The organism is Weissella oryzae SG25, from assembly GCF_000691805.2.
GTDB classification, from domain to species: domain Bacteria; phylum Bacillota; class Bacilli; order Lactobacillales; family Lactobacillaceae; genus Weissella; species Weissella oryzae.
In genome coordinates this window covers 246,804-265,884 of record NZ_DF820484.1, presented here as the reverse complement: position 1 = coordinate 265,884, position 19,081 = coordinate 246,804, and the positions used below count along the sequence as shown (strand labels likewise).

Sequence of the window (19,081 nt, the reverse complement as noted above, 5' to 3'; positions counted from 1 at the left end):
TAAAAGGAGGAAGTTAAAATGCTTTCAGTTGTACAAACTAATTTCGAAGGAATTGATGGTTTAGAATACAAGACCATTGATCAACCCAGTCTGACACCAGATGGGGTAATCATTAAGCTACATCTCTTGCCGGTTGTTCCAACGGATGTAAAGCGGGAATCTGATGCCCATGCAACAAATGAACACTTTGCTGCGCTACCACGGACAATTGGGGTGAGTGGCGTTGGTGAGGTTACGGCAGTGGGGGCTAAGCGTGACCAAAATTTGCTACATCAGCGGGTCTTTGTTTTGAATCCAGCGGGTTCATATAGTGAGTATATCCAAAATACTGAACCAGACTGGCTTTTTGTACTACCAGACGCTGTGAGTGATGCAGCGTCTGCCACTTTAACGGCGACGGCAATCACATTACAGGAGCAAATTACCCAAAGTAATGAGGAAAATATTGTTATCACAGGTGCAAATTCAGTTATTGGGATGTATCTGCTCCAAAGTCTAGTCGTAAAAGAAAATCAGGCAGTCTGGCCAGTTGTTAGTGCTGCAAGTCAACAATACCTAGCAACCGAGTTGCCAAATATAAAGACCTATACCGTTGATGAAGTACCGGTTAAGGCGGAAGATGCGCTAATTATTGACATTGCAGGTAGTGAAGCCTTAATTGAAACGCTGGCTGAGCATTTTACAAAGGCGCGGGTGGTCACAATTGTGTTGATGAAGCATGAACAAACGGCTGATTTTAAATTTGTGCATGAGGAATTTGCGGCTGATAACTATCGCCAATTGATTAAGCAACTAGCTACTGGGGCAATTAAAGCGCCAATTGGCAAGATTTTCGCTGTTGAGGAAACAAAGGAAGCACAACACTTTATGATTGAGAATCATAGCCGCGGCCGTGTTTTGGTTGAATTTAAGCATTAAAAAAAGCCAGTAAACTTCATCAAGTTTACTGGCTTTTTTATAACAATATACGTTAAGTAAGCACTTATCAGCGACGCCATGATATTGCGGGTTGCTGTGCTAAAATGGCATCAATTTCAGTTAGTTCAGCTTCAGAAAAGGTTAGGTTATCTAAGGTAGCTACATTATCAATAACTTGTTGGGGGCTGCTAGCCCCAGTTAGTACAGATGTAAGCCCATCGATTCGTAAGTTCCAAGCTAAGGCCATTTGGGCGAGGGTTTGATTGCGGCGTTGGGCAACTTTATTTAAAGCAGTAACCGTTAGCTTGGTTGCTCCGACCTGGTTTTTTGATAGAAAGGGGATAGTGGCTTTCATTGCGCGTGAATTAGCAGGGATGTCGTCATCCAAATAACGATCTGTCAGAAGGCCTTGCGAGAGTGAACTAAAGCCAACAGCACCCTTGCCAAGCTGGGTTAATGTGGTAAATAAGTCATCCTCGGCAGTTCGGTTAAACATGTTGTAACGAGGCTGGCTAATAATAAAGGGCGTTTTTAATTCTACAAAGATTTGATTAATGGCCTTTGTTTGTTGCGTATTATAGTTTGAAATACCAATATAGAGGGCTTTGCCTGTACGAACTAATTGGTCAAGGGCCAAAGCCGTTTCTTCAAGTGGTGTATCTGGGTCAGGCCGGTGGCTGTAAAAAATGTCGAAATAATCTAGGCCGGTACGTTGAAGACTTTGGTCGGCACTGGCGATAATACTCTTACGAGAAGCCCAATTACCGTATGGACCGGGCCACATTTCATAACCCGCTTTACTAGCAATCACTATTTCATCGCGATAAGGTTTCATATCTTTAAGCATGATTTTGCCAAAATTTTCTTCGGCACTACCGGGAGTTGGCCCATAATTATTAGCAAGATCAAAATAAGTAATCCCCAGGTCGAAGGCTTGGTGGATAATTGCCTGTTGATTACTAAAAGCATCAACACTGCCAAAATTATTCCAAAGACCTAAGCTAATTGCTGATAGTTTGAGGCCACTGTTACCAACGCGATTGTAGAGCATTTTATCATAACGAGTTAAATTTGCTTGATACATAACATGGAACTCCTTAAAGGTAGCTATTTGTGCAACATTATCTATTATCTTACTCCAAAATGAGCCAGATAAAAAAGAATAGTTAGCGGTAATCTAAGGATTCAAATTCTAAACATAATGGTAAAATTGGACTAAGTAACCAGCAATGACTTAGCTGGTAAGAAACAATTAAGTAGCAATTGTTCCTAGAATTTACATTTTAGTCGGCTGATAATTGGAGGAAAGAGAAATGGCTAAGGTATTAATTACCGCAGAATTGCCAGAGAGCACCTATCGGTATTTTGATGATAGTGGTATTGAAGTTGTCGCCTATCAAGAAAAAACATTAATCACCCATAAGCAATTACTAGATTTAGTTTTGGACGTTGATTATATAATTAGTGCGTTATCAACAACGATTGACCGTGAAATTATTGATGCTGCACCTAAGCTAAAGTTTATTGCTAATTTTGGGGCTGGTTATAACAATATTGATGTAGCTTATGCGAAAAGTAAGCAGATTTTTGTTTCCAATACACCACTAGTTTCGACTAATTCGGTCGCTGAGGTGACACTGGGCCTAATTCTAGATTTAAATCATCGAATAACGGAAGGCGATAAAGTAACGCGCAGCGGAAAATTTACCGGTTGGGCACCAACATATTTTCTTGGTAATGAAATCGCTGGTAAAACGTTGGGGGTCTTTGGTTTTGGTAACATCGGACAAGCAGTTGCCCGAAAGGCGGTGGCTTTATCAATGAAAATTCAGTATTGGCAGCCAAGGCGCCTATCTGATCCAGAGGAGCGTGACCTGGGGGCTAAATATGTGCCTTTTGACGAGCTAGTTAAGACTAGTGATGTTATCAGTATCAACGCCCCTCTAAATAGCACTAGCCGGCACCGTTTTGATTTAGATGTCTTTAAAGCAATGAAAAATACGGCGCAATTAATTAATGTTGGTCGTGGACCAATTGTTGATGAAAGTGACTTAGTAATAGCTTTGAAGCAGGGCATGATTGCTGGAGCTCCATTGGACGTATATGAGAATGAACCGGAAGTAGATGCTGGTTTAATTGGGCTTGATAATGTAGTTTTGACCCCACATATTGGTAATGCAACGGTTGAAGCCCGTGATGCCATGGCGAAAATTGTAGCCCAAAATATTTTAGCTGTCAATCAAGATAAACCTACAAAGTTTATTGTTAATAATTAGCAAAAGATTATAAGAATTAAAATACACTAGCCCTGGTAAGTTATATGGCTTACCAGGGCTAGTGTATTTTTTAGTTAAGTTTGGGTATAAGTTGCTTATAAAGTCGATAGGCGGTATTTTTGGATATATTTGTTTGGTCGTTTGCCAGTAGTTGACCAAAGTTAAATAAGGCCGCTGCAAAGAAATAAGCATGGAAATGGGTTTGTTCAAGCTGAATTTGTTGTAATCTAACAATTTTGATAAATTCACCAGCAAAGATGTCAATAATATGGCCTTCGATACCAGCCCAAAGCGCTAACTTAAAATCAATTTGATGAGCTAAGAAGCTATCAATGATTAGTTCACCAGTACGTTCAAAATTTATTTTAGGTAATTTATCAAATGCTTGTTGGAGAGTATAAATCTGACTGAAAAAATCAATTACAATAATATCGGCAAGGTCTGTATGATGACGGTAAAAGGTTGAGCGCGCAATTTTAGCTTTATCAGTGACCATACTAATTGATAGAGCATTGAAGGCATAACCTTGATTATAAAAATGGACTAAGGCATTGTGTAAGGCATGTTGTGACTTAAGAATGCGTGGGTCAAGTTTTAATTGTTCATCGATGAAGGCTTTTGGCATAATTAATAGTTACACAACGATTTTATTCAAAATGTTGCGTAAGTCCCTTCTTAACTTTGATTTTAGCGTTTATAGTTATTCACTAAATGATAGGTCAGAAATAATCATTTTGAAAGTTAATAAATTTAAAAGGTTGGATTTAAGGATGTCACTAAATTTTATTGAAAAGCGTAATACGATTAAAGAACTAGCTGCTAATCGAGAAATTGCTGGGCTTACTTTTGAAGAAATCGCTAATGATTTACAAACGAACGCGGCAGTGATTGAGCAAATTTTCAGTTTACAAACAAATGTAATTGAAAATCCTTGGGTTTTAAAAGAATATTTGGCTGATAAAATTCAGGCTGCCGGTAAAGTAGCAATAGATTATACAGCCTTAGTAGGGGATTACCATGAATATTGGTTTTTAAATAGTCAGTATATTGACCAACAAAAAATTACGCGGAACTAATTTAAGGGATGTTTCATGTGGAACAGCACTAGTAAAAAGCTAACTTTACCAAATAAATAAGTCATCAATTGCTATCACAACAATTGATGGCTTATTTATTTGAGCATTTATGTATCGGATTTGAAAGATTATCAATGTTTATTAGTTTTAAATTTCATTAGGTGAGTCTGAAATGATTTTAATGGCTTGCTTGTTTTTTCTTAATTGCAAAGGCCCTTCACCAAAGAATTTTTTAAAGTAGTGATATGTTGTTTGGTTGTTTGGTTGTTTGGCAGGCCGACATTTTGGAAAATCGTTTTAATTGAATCATCAGTTTCAATGAGCATTAGATAGGCACGATTAACACGTAAACTGTATAGATAATTAATCAGTGTATAGCCAGTGGTAGTCTTAAACTTTCGACTAAGATAATTTGGATTGTAACCAAAGGTAGCAGCTAGCGTATTCACGGTGATTTTTTCAGTAAAGTGGACATTAATATAATCAATGACATCGTTAATTTGATCTTTTTGAGTAAGGATTGCTCTTTTTTCAAGCATACAAGTGACTTGAATTTGCTCTAAAAGAATCAACAGAACTGAATAAAATGAAAATAGATAACCTGGGGCCTTAGCTTGATAAATTTGATAGAGGTGGTTGAAGTGGCGTAGGACGGTTTGGTGATCAAGGTCGCCTAATTTATTATAATCAATCCGCCAATTCTCAGCATTCATGCCAAAGTTATAAAAAAAACGTAGGGGGATTTGAATGACGTAGGCTTGATTAGCAGTGTGTACATCTGAATGAATAACACTGGAAGGGATTATAAAAAACTGGTTTGCTTTGATGCTAAAGGACTCGGAATTAACTGTAAAAATCACCTCACCACTTAGAACATAAATAAGCTCAATACTTTGATGCCAGTGTAGCGGAAAAACGCCAGCTTGATTGGTTGTTGATAAAAAAAAGCGAACCAAAACGTCATGATTCGCATGAATGGCTTCATGTTGATTAGTATCCATTATTCTCTCCTGAAAACTTCAAATTCTTACTTAATTATTTTCAAATTGTTACTAAAATAAAAAAAGCCATTTGAATGTAAGCGTCTACATGATAACTTGATTTGCGTGCACAAGCAAATTTATAAGCAAATTTTGTTAACCATGTTTTAAGGAGTAGGTATTATGGACGCTGAAAATAACCACCAAGTCCCTTGGGGACAGCGGATTTCTTATGCAATGAGCGATTTTGGGTGTAATACGATTTTCCAAATCGTAGGAACTTATTTTTTAGTTTTTGCAACCGACACAATGGGCATAGCTGCTGCCGCCGTTACGGGCTTGTTTGCAATCTCGGCAATTATTGATTCATTTGATGGCCTAATTTGGGGTCAATTTATCGACCGAACACAAACACGTTGGGGAAAGTCACGACCATATTGGTTATGGTTTTCAATTCCATTTGGAATTTTCTGTGTAATGGCCTTTACCAATGTACCTTTTGGGCAGACTGGTAAAATCATTTGGATTTACATCGCATATATTGGAGCGAAAGTATTGTACTCAGGTATCAATATTCCAGTCACTTCAATCTTGCCCACATTATCATCAAGTCCCTCAGAAAAGATTACCTTATCAACAGTGCGGCAATTATTCGGTAATTTTGGAGCAGCGATTTTTTTGCCTTTGACTTTACCAGCCGTGATTTTATTTGCTGGAATTTTTGATAAGGGGGCTAAAGACCCTTCAACATCATCAGTTGGTTGGTTTATCTGGGCTGTGATTTTAGCCGTCATTACAGTTGCGGCTTTGTTAATTGCCTTTTCAGGTACTCGTGAGCGGGTTGTAACGCGTGACTCGCAGCGGGCAGTTCCAATGCGCGAATCAATTAAGGCGCTCAAAGGAAATTATCCATGGGCGATTATTATTTTCATCAACTTTATCTATTGGGGTGGCTTTGCAGTCCGGGCATCGGCACTACCTTATTACTTTAAGTACAATCTACATAATGAGGGTCTTGGTTCCCTAGTTTTGGCCGGTACAATCATTACGGTGCTATCAACGGCATTAATTCCTTTCTGCTCAAAGTGGATTGGTAAGCGGAACACAATGCTACTAGGGATGACTGGGACAGCTGTTTCACAATTGATTTTATATCTAGCTGACCGTATGGGTGATTCGATTCCAGTAATTTTGATTGGAATTGTTCTATACTATATTTCTTACGGCTTAACCGGCGCCTTAATTGCCGTTATGTTATCTGATGCCGTTGATTTTGGTGAATGGAAAAATGGCGTGCGAGCTGAAGGTTTCGTTACTTCATTCTCATCATTTTCAGCTAAATTAGGCATGGGCTTAGGCTCAATGATTTTAGCAGCTGTTTTGGCCGCTGGGCATTATATTGCTGGTTCAGCTGCACAAAGTAGTGCCTCTTTGAATGCAATTACGCTAGGCTTCATCTGGATTCCCTTTATTGGTTATGCGGCATCAGCGGTTGCCTTATTGTTCAATAATGTTGATAAGCTTGAGCCACAAATGTTGAAAGATTTAAAAGCTAAGCATACGGCAGAATTAGAAGCAGAGTAGGGGGCGGAAAAATGAAATTTTCAAATGGCTATTGGCTGGGTCAAGAACAATATATTATTAACTCGCCTTTAGAAGCTTATGAAGCAGTCGTTGATGAAACGGCTGCACAAACAAAATTAACGCTTTATGCGAGTTATCAACGGTTGCATTCACGCAGTAATATGCTTGATATTGGTAATTCAACAATTACGCTAACGTCACCAATGGATGGGGTCATCGGCGTTAATTTAGTGCATTTTGATCAAGATGATCGGGTGCCATTATATGATTTGGTGACTGAGGAAACACATGCACATGCACATGTTGATGAAAAAAGGGCTAGTTTTACTTCTGGTGATTTATCAGTTGATTTTGCCTTGCATGATGCCTTTAATATGGATGTCTTGTACAAAGGACAGCGGATTACCGGTTCACAATATAAAGCGCAGGCGTCAATTGCTGACTTAACTGGTCAAAAGCTTGGTGAAGTGATGCACGCTAATTCTGTAACGGGTGCACAATCAATGCTGCCACAAAGGATGGTTCGACGGGCCGACCACTATATGCGCGAACAACTTAGTCTTTTACCCGGCACAAATGTGTATGGTTTTGGTGAACAGTTTGGAACCTTTGTAAAGAATGGTCAAACGATTGATATTATTAATCGGGATGGTGGAACAGGTTCAGAACAAACCTATAAGTCAATTCCCTTTTATTTGGCGGGCAAAGCTGGTCTTGCAGGGAATCCTGGCACCTACTATGGAATTTTTGTTAATGAAAGCAAGCCAGTCAGTTTCGAGGTTGCCAGTGAGGTTGTTGACCGAGTTTCATTTTCAAAACGGGGTGAAGACTTATCTTACTACATTATTTCAGGTGCAACGCCTAAGGAAGTTATTGGGAAATTCAACAAATTAACGGGCGGCTCAACGCTACCACCTGAATGGACTTTTGGCTTATGGTTATCAACATCGTTTACAACTGATTATTCTGAAAAGACGGTTATGTCATTTATTGATGGAATGGCTGAACGTGATATTCCGCTTTCAGTCTTCCACTTTGATTGTTTTTGGATGAAGGGATTTGAGTGGACTAACTTTGAGTGGGATAAAGACCAATTCCCTGACCCAGTTGGTATGTTACAAAGAATCCACGATCGTGGCTTAAAGGTATGTGTGTGGATTAATCCCTATATTTCACAAAAATCTCCCTTGTTTAAAATTGGTAAGGAAAATGGCTACTTTATAAAGCAGGGCGATGGAAATGTATGGCAGTGGGACTTGTGGCAACCTGGTAATGCTTTTGTAGACTTTACAAATCCAGCTGCAGTTGAGTGGTATCAGGGGCAATTACAACGGCTGATTAATATGGGAGTTGATTGTTTTAAGACTGATTTTGGTGAGCGCATCCCAATGCATGATGCTGTTTACTTTAATGGAAATAATCCTGAAGGTGAACACAATTATTACACCTATCGCTATAATCAAGCCGTCTATGATGTGCTAGTCAAAGAAAAAGGGGCTGATGAAGCAGTTGTCTTTGCCCGTTCGGCAACCGTTGGCGGTCAAAAATTCCCGGTTCATTGGGGTGGTGATAATTTATCACAATTCCATTCAATGGCTGATACGCTCCGTGGTGGTTTGAGCTTCCTATCTTCCGGCTTTACTTTCTGGAGTCACGATATTGGTGGCTTTGAAGATAACGCATCAGCCGTAATCTATAAGCGCTGGACCCAATTTGGCCTATTGTCTTCGCATTCTCGTTATCACGGTAATATTGAGTATCGCGTGCCTTGGTTGTTTGATGAGGAAGCAGTTCAAGTTACCCGTGAATTTGCTAAACTTAAGCAGGAAATGATGACTTACATCTATGCAGAAGCCAAGCAGTCGGTTGATGAAGGTATTTCATTGATGCGGCCAATGTATCTAGAATTTCCAAATGATCCAAATTGTGCGCCCCTTGATCGGCAGTATATGTTGGGTAGTAAAGTATTAGTTGCACCAGTTATGACTGAGGATGGTACAGTTGATTATTACCTGCCAGCTGGTAAGTGGGAACATATAATTGATGGTCGAATCATTGAAGTAGCTGAGGGTGGTAAGTGGTTTGTTGAAAAATATGACTTCCACAGTTTGCCACTATTTAGGTTAATCTAAAGTAAGTTACTTATTTAAAAGTTATTTACAAGTAAGTTGTTTCATGTGAAACAGCTTAGCAAAAAAATAGCCTTAGCGTTAAAATTCGCTAAGGCTATTTTTTAAATTGTAGTTTGTTTCTTTTGCTGATATAGAAAGATAGCAGTTAGCAGTAAGAGAAAGAGCAGACCGATTGATACTGAAATTCGTGTATCAGGGTTAATGAACATAAAGACTACAATGGCAAGTAGTGAAACAAGGGCAAAATAGTTGCTAAGTGGATATAGGGGCATTTTGAAAGGGTGTGTAGTAAGTAACTCTTGATTTGAGCGTCGGAAAATCAATTCAGATAAAAGAATTACGAACCAAGGAACCATGCCAGGTAAAACACTGGAACTATATACTAGGACAAAGATATTAGCACCAACCGTCGTAAACATCGAAAGAACTGTATTAAGAATAATTCCGATGAAAATACCAGCTGAGATAGCAAGGATAGAGATTGATGGGACTTGCCGCCTAGATAATTTTTTGAAAATCTTAGCAGCTTTACCTTCACTAGAAAGTTTGAAAAGCATTCGACTGGAACTATAAATTCCAGAATTGGCTCCAGACATCGCAGCGGTTAGGACGACGAAATTTATAATACCAGCAGCCCCAGTGATACCGACATTGGAGAATGTTTCTACGAAGGGGGAACCCACTGAAGCAAGTTGGTCCCAGGGGAAAATAGTAACAATGACAAAAATTGCACCAATATAGAAGAGCAGGATTCGCCAAACAATTGATTTAACAGAGTTGATAATCGCTTCCTGTGGCTTAGCGGCTTCACCAGCTGTAATACCAAGAATTTCGATTCCTTGGTATGAACCAACAATGATTGACAGTGAGAAGATGAAACCCATGAAACCACCAGTAAAGAAGCCATGATGCGCCCAGAGGTTTGACAAGCCTAGGGGAACCCAGTTATTACCAAAACCTAGAAAGATGACAAATAGTCCGACAATAATCATCAAAATGATGGTAACAACCTTAATCAATGCAAAGTAAAATTCAATTGTTCCATAAGCCCGGGTAGAGAGCAGATTAGCAGCAAGTAGGGTGAATAGGGCAACTGAACTAGCAATCCACCCCGGTAAATGGGGCCACCAATAGTTCATATATTGGCTGACCGCTAATACTTCACTAATACCAACGACAATATATTGGAAAATATTGCTCCACATGGTGAGGAAACCGGCTAGGGGATGAATATAGTTTGTTGCATAATCAGCGAAAGAACCAGTTGTCGGATTGATATAAATCATCTCTCCTAAGGCACGCATGACTAAGTATAAAATTAAACCAGCAAATGCATAAGCTAGTAACACTGAGGGTCCGGTCCACTTAATTGTCGCTGTAGAGCCCATAAAGAGGCCAACTCCAATGGTGCCACCAAGGGCAATCATTTGCATTTGATTCGATGACAGTGAACGTTTTAGACTAAGTTCTTTAGGTTGTTTTTCCATAATAAATCCGTTTCTTATTTTGAGATACAAAAAAGCCCGCTCAATCGAAACATGAAGTTTCTTGTTAATTGAGGGGGCTTGATAGCTGTTATTATTTACAGTGCTTCAAAAATCCTCAACCGATGATAGTAGTGGTTGAGGTGGTGGTTATCGCTAATCCTAGAGTATTCAATTTGAAAAATTTCTTGTTCATAACAAGTTCCTCCACTTAAAACATTAATTGAATGAATAGTAACACTTTACATCAAGAATAACAATCTATGTTGTATCTATTTTAGATTACAGCTATTGATGGAAATGAAATTAATTGGAGCTATGCAATTCTTTATTAATATTTCATTGCGGTAAATAGTATTGACTTTGCCAGGTTATTGCCAGAAAAGTCAAAGCAACTGCCAGTCAATAATGCGCATATTACTTGGCGTTTCATGTGGAACATGTACGCAATAGACAAGAAAAAGTCCGTATAACAATATTAGTTATACGGGCTTTAATATTATTCATTTAAATCATCAGGGTGTAATTGTTTGTTGATGTGATTGTACATCATACGATGAGCAAAGTTATGGATTGAATGGCCATCAAAAGAAAGATCTTTACGAATACCAACAATTATTTTGTCCAAAATCTTAGTAAGTTCAACCTGTTCTTCAGCAGAAAGGTAATCAAGATAGTCAGGAATTACAGCAATATTTTTATCAGCCACATGTTGGCCTTTTGGAGTGATTTTAATTAATTGAACACGGCGGTCAGTAGTAGATGCGACCTTTGTTACGAGACCCTTTTTAACTAGTTTTGAAATAAATTCAGCTGTTGATTGAGGGGTTAAACCTAGCCGATTAGCTAGTTCTTTTTGCGAAATATTATCTTCCTCAGCCAAAGCAATTAAAATTTTATTTTGACCTTGAAAGGTGTGGTCATGTTGTTCGTGACGATCAGCTTGTTCATCCGATAAATGTTGCATCCAGGAAAATTCGAACATTTTCTCAGCTAATTTTTGTTTTTGTAACAATGAATCCATATAACCACCATCCTAGACTAAATATTCTAGTTCCATTATAGGAAGTCTAGTCAGTTAATTCAATGAAATAGTAAGGGTGCCAGATTAAAAGACTTGACTATTTAATAAGGTACCCTTATTATGATATTAATCAGGTAACCTGATTAATATGAATTAAGTAGAGAAGGCATTATGATGGATCAAGAATATGCAATTGAAATTGATAATTTAAGCAAGGTTTTTTCGGGACAAACAGCAGTTGATGATATATCACTAAAAGTTAAAAAGGGGGAAGTCTTTGGCCTATTGGGGCCTAATGGAGCGGGGAAGACAACCACACTAAGGATGATTACAACCCTATTAAAACCAACTAGTGGCTCAATAAAAATCTTTGGCTATGATACACAAAAGAACGATAAGTTAGTTAGGTCAATGTTTGGTTTGACTGGGCAGTATGCTTCGGTTGATGAGGATATATCGGCCCGCGAGAATCTAATGATTTTTTCAAGGCTTAATGGTTTGAGTCGAAGTGCAGCCAAGAAGCGCACAGACGAATTACTGGCTGAATTTGCTTTGCAGGCATCGGCTGATAAAGCAATCTCCAATTTCTCAGGTGGCATGCGGCGTCGTTTGGATTTAGCGGTAAGTCTAATTTCACGACCAACTCTAATTTTTTTGGATGAACCAACGACTGGACTAGATCCGAGAACTAGAACACAGATGTGGGATACGATTAGATCTTTAGTTCAACAAGGTTCAACGATTGTCTTAACAACACAATACCTAGAGGAAGCTGATGAATTGGCTGACCGAATTGCTGTGATTGATCATGGGAAACTAGTCAGCATTGGTGCGCCGGCTGAGCTAAAAGCGCAAGTTGGTGGGGCAAAGTTACGCTTGGAGCTTTTGAACGATGCGGATGCACAAAAAGCGACATCTCTACTCGATGATTTTCTAAAAAGCAAAGTCCAAACTAAAAAACAAATTTTGACAGCACCACTAGATGATACTAAGCAGGTAACGGGAATTTTAAATCGCTTAGAGGAAGCAGCCATTGATATTGTGAATCTATCAGTAGAACAACCATCAATGGATGATGTATTTTTTGCATTAACCACTGGTAAAAATTAAAACATTAGTAAGATTAGAGGATAGAAAATATGATGGACATACGTGTACAAAAAACAAATGTAATTGCTAATACAGCCACAATGGCTTATCGTAACTTACTTAAGACCATTCACAACCCAGAACAGTTCATGGATGTAATTATTCAACCGGTAATGTTTATGTTAATGTTTGGGTATCTTTTTGGTGGAGCTATCGCGGGTGATGTTAAGGCTTATTTACCAACGATTGTACCGGGAATATTAATTCAAACATTATTATCGGCGGCGGCTGGTTCAGGAACGCAAATCCGTGATGACCTTGATTCTGGAGTGTTTGACCGTTTTAAGTCATTGCCAATTGCCCACATTGCTCCGTTAGCAGGCCAGCTTTTTGCAGATATTTTACGTTTGTTGATTGCAACAACTGTGTCTTTACTGACTGGATTTATCATGGGTTGGCGGCCAGCAGTGAGTTTTACTTGGGTTGTTGCCGCTGCTTTATTAGCTATTTTCTTAGGCTGGGCGTTAAGCTGGGTTTTTGCTTTATTTGGTCTATTAGCAAAAAGTTCAACAATGGTGCAGAGCTTTTCGATGATAACAATGATGGTACTTTCATTTATGTCTAGTGCTTTTGTTCCCGTTAAAACGATGCCTAAGCTAATGCAAAATATTGTTAATATTAACCCAGTTACTTACGTGATTAAGGCCACACGAATAATGTTGGAGCAAGGAACTTGGAGTAAACAGGCTTGGATTGTCTTAGGGGCAGGAATATTAATTGTTATAATCTTTGCACCACTAACCGTCTTAGCTTATAACAAAAAGAATTAGTAAATAAAAAGAGTGCAACAATGAAGTGTGAAGTGCCCCATAATTGTTAGACAAAAAATCTAACAATTATGGGGCACTTCGCAAAGCTAGTTGCACTCTTTTTTGTACCTATTGAAATCAACGATAAAATAGCTTTCAGATTAATTTTCTGAACGCAATTAGGCTTAAATCAAAAGCGCTCAAAATTATGAACTAGGTGTGGAAAGACTAAATGATCTGAAAGTTGAATAATATAGCCTTGAAATAGGAATAAAAATAAAGTTCCGATGCTGATAGCTGCTAAGCGACCAGTACTCATCCATACCCCTAAAGATATTAACATTGGTAAAGAAAAGTTGATCGCTTGTGAGAGCTTAGCATCCCCATGAAAATATTTAAAGCGCGTAATTACTACTAAATCATCGATTGGATGGAGGACGAATTGTAGACGCTGGGTAATTGAAATGCTAATTGCAACTAAAGTAACCGCAATCAAATCGATAATTATTCTTATCCAGAGTGGGGCTAACATGAGGCCTAAGCGAATAAAAAAATCGTCGACGATTCCAATAATGAGGCTAAACAGGATAACAAAAATCATATTGCCTAAAAAGCGCCGCCAATCAAACTGTTTTAGGATGATGACATTTGCAATTGCAGCAATTAAGCCATAGGCAAATAAAATAATTGGGATTGAGATATTAGAAATGTAGGATAAATTAGCAGCTGACGCAGTCCAAGGAGTTGATCCCATATTTGTTGCGACAGTAAAGCTATTTCCAACGGCATCAAAAAGTAAGCCAATCGTGAACAATAAAATGGTTTGTAGACTAGTTAAAGGTTTCTTTTGCCCATCTTTTTCGTACATAAAAGCCCCCATACTGAAAATTACAATTACAATTACACTTTTATAAAGTAAGGATACTATATATTTAACTGATAGCAAGTAGCTGATGATTGGCTAGCCAGTGGGTAGATGGGTAATCATTTAAACTTACATAGACATAAGTCTTTGGCGGAGTTAAGGATTGGATATGTTAAAAACATCTTTAATTTCAATTTTACAGATACTTCACTATGTTCAATTGTTAATTCACTTCTAAGAATTGTTTAATTATTATTTTTGCAGTTCGTTTGCATAATTTAAAAGTACATGATAATATGTCTAAAGAAACTTTGTTAAGTTTTGAACAATTATTGGATTAGGTTTAAAAGAGGGGAAAACTAATGTCACAAATTTCAGTAACACCAGAGACGTTGATTCAACAAGCTAAGGTCTATACACAGGCGCGGGATCAAATTGAAGCTGCTAAGCAACAAGTCAAGTCAATGAATGATCAAATTGCTTCAGAATGGCAAGGACAAGCTTTTCAATCATATTTGCAACAGTATGCACAATTGGAAAAGCAAGTTAACCAATTTGAGGAACTACTATCAAACATTAACCAACAATTGAACCAATATGCTCAAACAGTTCAAGAACGTGATCAACAAGATGCTAAAAGCTTTGGGTTCTAAAAATAATTGACGAGTAAATTTTGATGGGTTCGTTTGAACCCATCTTTTTTTTGGGGACTAATAGGAGATTAAGTAAATGAGTGGGGTTCGCAAGAAGCTAAAAACGGCTTCGATAATTTTCATGGGGTTAGCCTTGGCTTGTGGGTTAGGTTGGGTTGCATTTGGCAATCAGGCGGTTCACCGCGTGAACACACAAAAAACAGGAAGCATGAATTATATCCTAGTAAATGAGGATACCGGGGGGAGTTTCAATAATAAAAAATATAATCTTGGACAAGAATTATTAAATTTAATCGGTAAGGATAGTAATAATACTTGGACGAGCGCTACTTTAGATGTAGCGAACGCAGGTTTGAAAAACGGCTCTTATGATGCTGAAATTGTAATTCCGCAAGATTTTACAACGCATTTATTAGATTTAAAAAGTATCAATCCAACCCGCGCGGAAATTAACTATCAGGTGCGTGATGGTAAAAATGCGCTTGCAACTTCGGCTATCAAGCAACAAGTTGGTGGAATTTTAAATACTTTTGATAAAAAAATCGTTGAAATGTATTTGACCAGTATTGTTGATAATCTTTCAGAAGCACAACGCAATGTTTCAGGAATTGTCACGGGACAATCAACGCAAACACAAAAGCTAACGAATAATGTTGCAAAGCCATTGAATGGTTTGCCAGATACCTTTTCGGCGGTCACAAGTTATGCGGATGGACTGGAACAACAGAATAATGCATGGGGAGACCAGCAGAATCAATTCTCCAAGGGCACCCAAGAATTATTGACGCAAAATAGTGACAGCATTTCCGATAACGCATTGACTTTGCAGGATTATGTCAAACTTCAAGAAAAAATCAGTCAATTAAATCAAAAGACGGGGCAAGCGGTCGTTACAAGTCAGTCTGATGATGATACTAAGGTTTATCAACAGTATTATGACAATCTGGATAAACGACTTTTACGTGAATTTCTATTATTGGATGCTAAAGATGGAAAAACAGGAATTTTGCCAGACCTTAGTAAAACCGGTAAAGATTTCTCTGATAATCAATCAGCAAGAATTAAGGAGCTAAGGCACGAGCTGACATTTTTAATTAGGCAACGTGGTGATGTGCAGAAGCTTCGAGAGCAAATTGCTACAAAATTCTTTGGTGATAGTTCATTAGCCAATGCGACCAAAGTGTTGTCAGCTAATGATTTATCGGATGAAAAAGTTAAAAAGGCTTTGCAAGATTGGATCGTGGGTGGTGATGACAATAAGCAAACGAATTTACCCGAGAAAACTTTCATCAATATCGCTGACAGTTTATCAACTTTAAATGCAGATGATTTAGGATTGATGGTCAAGAAATTAGCAAGTAATCACTTGATTACTGAAAGCCAAGCAGACCAATATGCAGCTGAGCTTAAAGTTATTCGGCAGTATGCTAGTGATAACGGCGTCACTCTACCAACGAGTAATACATCAGCGTTTAAGTATCGTACTGACGATATAGAAGATGCAACGGTGAAGCCGACCGAAGAGAAGACAAGTTCTTTTGGTACAAAAATTGATTTAGGGAAGACAACTACTTTAACTTTAGCTAATACTGGTAGTGGAACGGTTACGTTGGAAAAGACGGGTAACTTAAAGCAAGAGCTTAGTAACCAGTTGGGTGGCTTGGATGCAGTAGATATAGCTTTTAGTGATAAACAAATTAAGATTACACCTAAGATGGTGCCTGACAAGGATGGCAAGCAACATCCAAGTTCTACGGAAACGAAGACATTGGATGCAGTACCGTTGGATTTTGAATGGCAACTAGGAAGTGATACACCAAGTGGCTACTTTGATACAAACGTAAAGTTACTAAAAAGTGTTGACGGCAAGGAGGCTGGAAATGTTCTTGGTGATAAAGGTGAAGGCCAAGAATTTGCAGTGTTCTTTGACATTACAAAATCAGCACGGGCAATCAAAGCTGACTTGCCCCAATTACTAGGGCAGTTAAATGTATTAGATACGAATGCCGCTAACATTGCCTTGCTTTATAGTAAGCCAGATAAGGTAGATGTAATTACTTTAGCGAAGACATTGACCAAGGGTAAAACCTTGGATCAAGTGGCAGCTAGTGATTCAGTTTATAAACTTTACAATAAATTAACCACAACGCAGCGAACTGACATGATAACCGGAGCGATGCTTAAGAGCTTTAAAGAAAATGGATTAGTGGTCTTTAATTCAAGTACGGAGCAATATAACGCACTTGGTGAAGTCATTGGCGGTGATAATGGTGATTCTTTGAGTAAGACATTGAGTTTAATGACGAATCCGCAAACTTTCACAAAGCAAGCTGACAAGGTTTGGAGCTGGTATGGGACAGCGATGACAGAGATTGATACGCAGTATAAAACTTGGCAGAAAAACCCAAGTAAGACGGTTAAATATGATCAGTATCACGAAGGTACAGCTAATGAAAATACAATCTATTATGACAATGACCAAGGAAAGTCACTTGGTGAGCAATTCCAAACATTAGCCAAATCATCAAAAGAATCAGCTAATACAACAAAGGAATCAGCGGCGGAAATAAAACCATTAACTGAGGAGTTTAAGAGTTTAACTGCTACCACAAAGGACGTGAAAAGTTCAGTCAGCAATGTTTTGAATGACATGAATGGATTGAGTTCAACGATGACAAAGACGGTTACCAATAATCAGACTTACTCAAATAATTTTGGTAAGGTCTTGGCAAATACGCATAATGGTGGGGCCAATAATATGCACGTCTTTGGCTTTTTGGCTAATCCGCTGACGAGTGTCGGAAAGACGGGTGCTTATCAGCAAACAACGTTGGTACCGTATTTGTTAACCGTAATTAGTGCTGTAATTATGATTGTCACAGCATATCTACTTGTAAAGAGTGAACAACTACGTAAATTGACCGATATTGATCGAATGCGGGTGCTAACCAGGTCTTGGTATAACACACCAATTGCGCTTAAAACGATTGTTACAGCCTTTGGTCTAGGTATTTTACTGGCATTAATCTTGAAGATGACTTTTAGATTGGTATCACCAGTTTTGATGCTAACCTTTGGGTTGGTAATTGCTATGGGAATTCTATTAACAACGGTTATTTGGCGTTTATTAGGTAAGATTGGAGCAATGATTGTTGGTGCATTAATCGCCTTTTACTTAATGCTCACACCAGTTTTGGGTCTGACTGTTTCGACAGGAACTTGGTTCATTTGGTTATATCGTTTGTCACCCTTCCAAAATATTGAAAACTTATTCACGGTAGTTTATGGCGGCGGAACGGTTGGTTGGCAAGCCATATTGGTATTTTTGATTATTATCTTGGGTGCCTTGATTGCGAATTTCTTTGTAAAGCCAAAAGCTACTTATAGCTTAGAGGAGTTGGATGGGGAATGAAAAAGACCAAGGGAGTAGGATTTATTGTTGTGCTACTACTAGCACTAACTGCCAGCCCGGTGTATGCGGATAATGGTAACTTAGAGTTGAATGATCAAGCGCTATCCGGGTCTGATGGGACAACAAAAGTTAGTGATCAAAATATTGAGTATCAAGTTGCACCCGACTTGTTTATGCAAGCCAAAACGGCAATTGTGAAGAAAGCCCAACGGGCCGATGAGCAGACACTTGCAGCAGCGAAAAAAGCTGATTTTGTTAAATCAAAAGGGCAAAATGACCAAATTAATAGTAATCAAAGTGAAAAAGCATTGTTTACAAGTAAAAATGTTAATTGGGATAAGTCTGGAACGAGTCAGCAAGGTTCAGCAGTAAGTTATGGTACACAAGTGTTTATAACTTGGCTAACCAGGATAATGTTGATTTTAATTGGGTTAGCAGTTGTGGTTGCTGGCGTATTTATCGGTCAGAAATATGCTGGACAAATTCGTAACTTGGGGCGTAAGAAAAATAGTGGGGAATTAGGATGACTGAGGGAACGGCCATAAATATTGGAGTTTGGTACCAGGGGCAGGTAGTTGATTTAGCGATACCAGTCGCAGTGACATTATCACGCTTAGAGCAATTATTGAGTGCTGTGTTTAAAGAATTAGGGATTAATTTGCCAGTAAATTGGCAGTTAAGGATTAAAAACAAGACAGTAAGTTTATCAGAGAATGTGCCATTGAGTGCATATCCGGTTGGTAATGGGGATCAGTTTGAGATTGAGGTTGGGAAGTAAA

At 38.4% G+C, this 19,081-nt stretch carries 17 protein-coding genes; 11 read left to right on the top strand and 6 right to left on the bottom strand.

Translation table 11 applies throughout. From position 1 onward, the window contains the following. Window positions 1-18: 18 nt before the first annotated feature. On the top strand, window positions 19-918 hold the full coding sequence (locus TT13_RS01390) for a quinone oxidoreductase family protein (RefSeq protein WP_027698316.1): 900 nt from the start codon (window positions 19-21) through the stop codon (window positions 916-918). A 67-nt stretch (window positions 919-985) separates the two neighbouring features. On the opposite strand, the gene TT13_RS01385 is transcribed toward TT13_RS01390, so the two are convergent. Next, complete coding sequence (locus TT13_RS01385; protein ID WP_027698315.1) at window positions 986-2,002, bottom strand: aldo/keto reductase; 1,017 nt, start codon at window positions 2,000-2,002, stop codon at window positions 986-988. A 229-nt stretch (window positions 2,003-2,231) separates the two neighbouring features. Between TT13_RS01385 and TT13_RS01380 the strand changes: the two genes are divergently transcribed. Next, window positions 2,232-3,194 carry an NAD(P)-dependent oxidoreductase gene (locus tag TT13_RS01380; RefSeq protein WP_027698314.1) on the top strand — a complete coding sequence of 321 codons (963 nt, stop codon included), beginning with the start codon at window positions 2,232-2,234 and terminating at the stop codon, window positions 3,192-3,194. A gap of 70 nt (window positions 3,195-3,264) precedes the next feature. Here the strand turns inward: TT13_RS01380 and TT13_RS01375 are convergent, their stop codons facing one another. Beyond that, window positions 3,265-3,819: a hypothetical protein gene (locus TT13_RS01375; RefSeq protein WP_027698313.1), complete on the bottom strand. Its 555-nt coding sequence runs from the start codon at window positions 3,817-3,819 to the stop codon at window positions 3,265-3,267. Between the two features lie 145 nt (window positions 3,820-3,964). Here TT13_RS01375 and TT13_RS01370 point away from each other — a divergent pair, with 145 nt between their 5' ends. Then, window positions 3,965-4,270 (top strand): DUF2316 family protein, encoded by a 306-nt coding sequence (locus TT13_RS01370; RefSeq protein ID WP_027698312.1) that lies wholly within the window; start codon window positions 3,965-3,967, stop codon window positions 4,268-4,270. Window positions 4,271-4,470: 200 nt separating this feature from the next. Here TT13_RS01370 and TT13_RS01365 read toward each other — a convergent pair whose 3' ends face one another. Then, window positions 4,471-5,271: a helix-turn-helix transcriptional regulator gene (locus tag TT13_RS01365; RefSeq protein WP_027698311.1), complete on the bottom strand. Its 801-nt coding sequence runs from the start codon at window positions 5,269-5,271 to the stop codon at window positions 4,471-4,473. Between the two features lie 162 nt (window positions 5,272-5,433). Between TT13_RS01365 and TT13_RS01360 the strand changes: the two genes are divergently transcribed. Further along, window positions 5,434-6,834: a glycoside-pentoside-hexuronide (GPH):cation symporter gene (locus tag TT13_RS01360; RefSeq protein WP_027698310.1), complete on the top strand. Its 1,401-nt coding sequence runs from the start codon at window positions 5,434-5,436 to the stop codon at window positions 6,832-6,834. Between the two features lie 11 nt (window positions 6,835-6,845). Further along, entirely contained in the window at window positions 6,846-8,966 is a 2,121-nt protein-coding gene (gene yicI, locus TT13_RS01355; RefSeq protein ID WP_027698309.1) for an alpha-xylosidase, read from the top strand. 101 nt (window positions 8,967-9,067) lie between these two features. On the opposite strand, the gene TT13_RS01350 is transcribed toward yicI, so the two are convergent. Both TT13_RS01350 and TT13_RS01345 read right to left on the bottom strand, forming a co-directional pair. Then, on the bottom strand, window positions 9,068-10,453 hold the full coding sequence (locus TT13_RS01350; protein ID WP_027698308.1) for an amino acid permease: 1,386 nt from the start codon (window positions 10,451-10,453) through the stop codon (window positions 9,068-9,070). Between the two features lie 496 nt (window positions 10,454-10,949). Then, window positions 10,950-11,474, bottom strand: coding sequence for a MarR family winged helix-turn-helix transcriptional regulator (locus TT13_RS01345; RefSeq protein ID WP_027698307.1), 525 nt, complete (start codon window positions 11,472-11,474; stop codon window positions 10,950-10,952). A 174-nt stretch (window positions 11,475-11,648) separates the two neighbouring features. On the opposite strand from TT13_RS01345, the gene TT13_RS01340 reads away from it, so the two are divergent. Beyond that, entirely contained in the window at window positions 11,649-12,584 is a 936-nt protein-coding gene (locus TT13_RS01340) for a daunorubicin resistance protein DrrA family ABC transporter ATP-binding protein (RefSeq protein WP_027698306.1), read from the top strand. 29 nt (window positions 12,585-12,613) lie between these two features. After that, window positions 12,614-13,393: an ABC transporter permease gene (locus tag TT13_RS01335; RefSeq protein ID WP_027698305.1), complete on the top strand. Its 780-nt coding sequence runs from the start codon at window positions 12,614-12,616 to the stop codon at window positions 13,391-13,393. A 169-nt stretch (window positions 13,394-13,562) separates the two neighbouring features. Here the strand turns inward: TT13_RS01335 and TT13_RS01330 are convergent, their stop codons facing one another. Then, entirely contained in the window at window positions 13,563-14,240 is a 678-nt protein-coding gene (locus TT13_RS01330) for a DUF6198 family protein (RefSeq protein ID WP_045476309.1), read from the bottom strand. A gap of 359 nt (window positions 14,241-14,599) precedes the next feature. Between TT13_RS01330 and TT13_RS01325 the strand changes: the two genes are divergently transcribed. The 4 genes from TT13_RS01325 to TT13_RS01310 all read left to right on the top strand — a co-directional run bounded on the left by TT13_RS01325 (window position 14,600) and on the right by TT13_RS01310 (window position 19,080). Then, on the top strand, window positions 14,600-14,890 hold the full coding sequence (locus tag TT13_RS01325) for a WXG100 family type VII secretion target (protein ID WP_027698303.1): 291 nt from the start codon (window positions 14,600-14,602) through the stop codon (window positions 14,888-14,890). A gap of 76 nt (window positions 14,891-14,966) precedes the next feature. After that, window positions 14,967-18,302, top strand: a complete 3,336-nt coding sequence (gene esaA / locus TT13_RS01320; protein ID WP_027698302.1) for a type VII secretion protein EsaA — start codon at window positions 14,967-14,969, stop codon at window positions 18,300-18,302. Next, complete coding sequence (essA, locus tag TT13_RS01315) at window positions 18,299-18,829, top strand: type VII secretion protein EssA (RefSeq protein WP_027698301.1); 531 nt, start codon at window positions 18,299-18,301, stop codon at window positions 18,827-18,829. Before esaA ends, essA begins: the two co-directional genes overlap by 4 nt. Then, complete coding sequence (locus tag TT13_RS01310; protein ID WP_027698300.1) at window positions 18,826-19,080, top strand: EsaB/YukD family protein; 255 nt, start codon at window positions 18,826-18,828, stop codon at window positions 19,078-19,080. The genes essA and TT13_RS01310 overlap by 4 nt, the downstream gene beginning before the upstream one ends. The last annotated feature ends 1 nt before the right edge of the window (window position 19,081 follow it).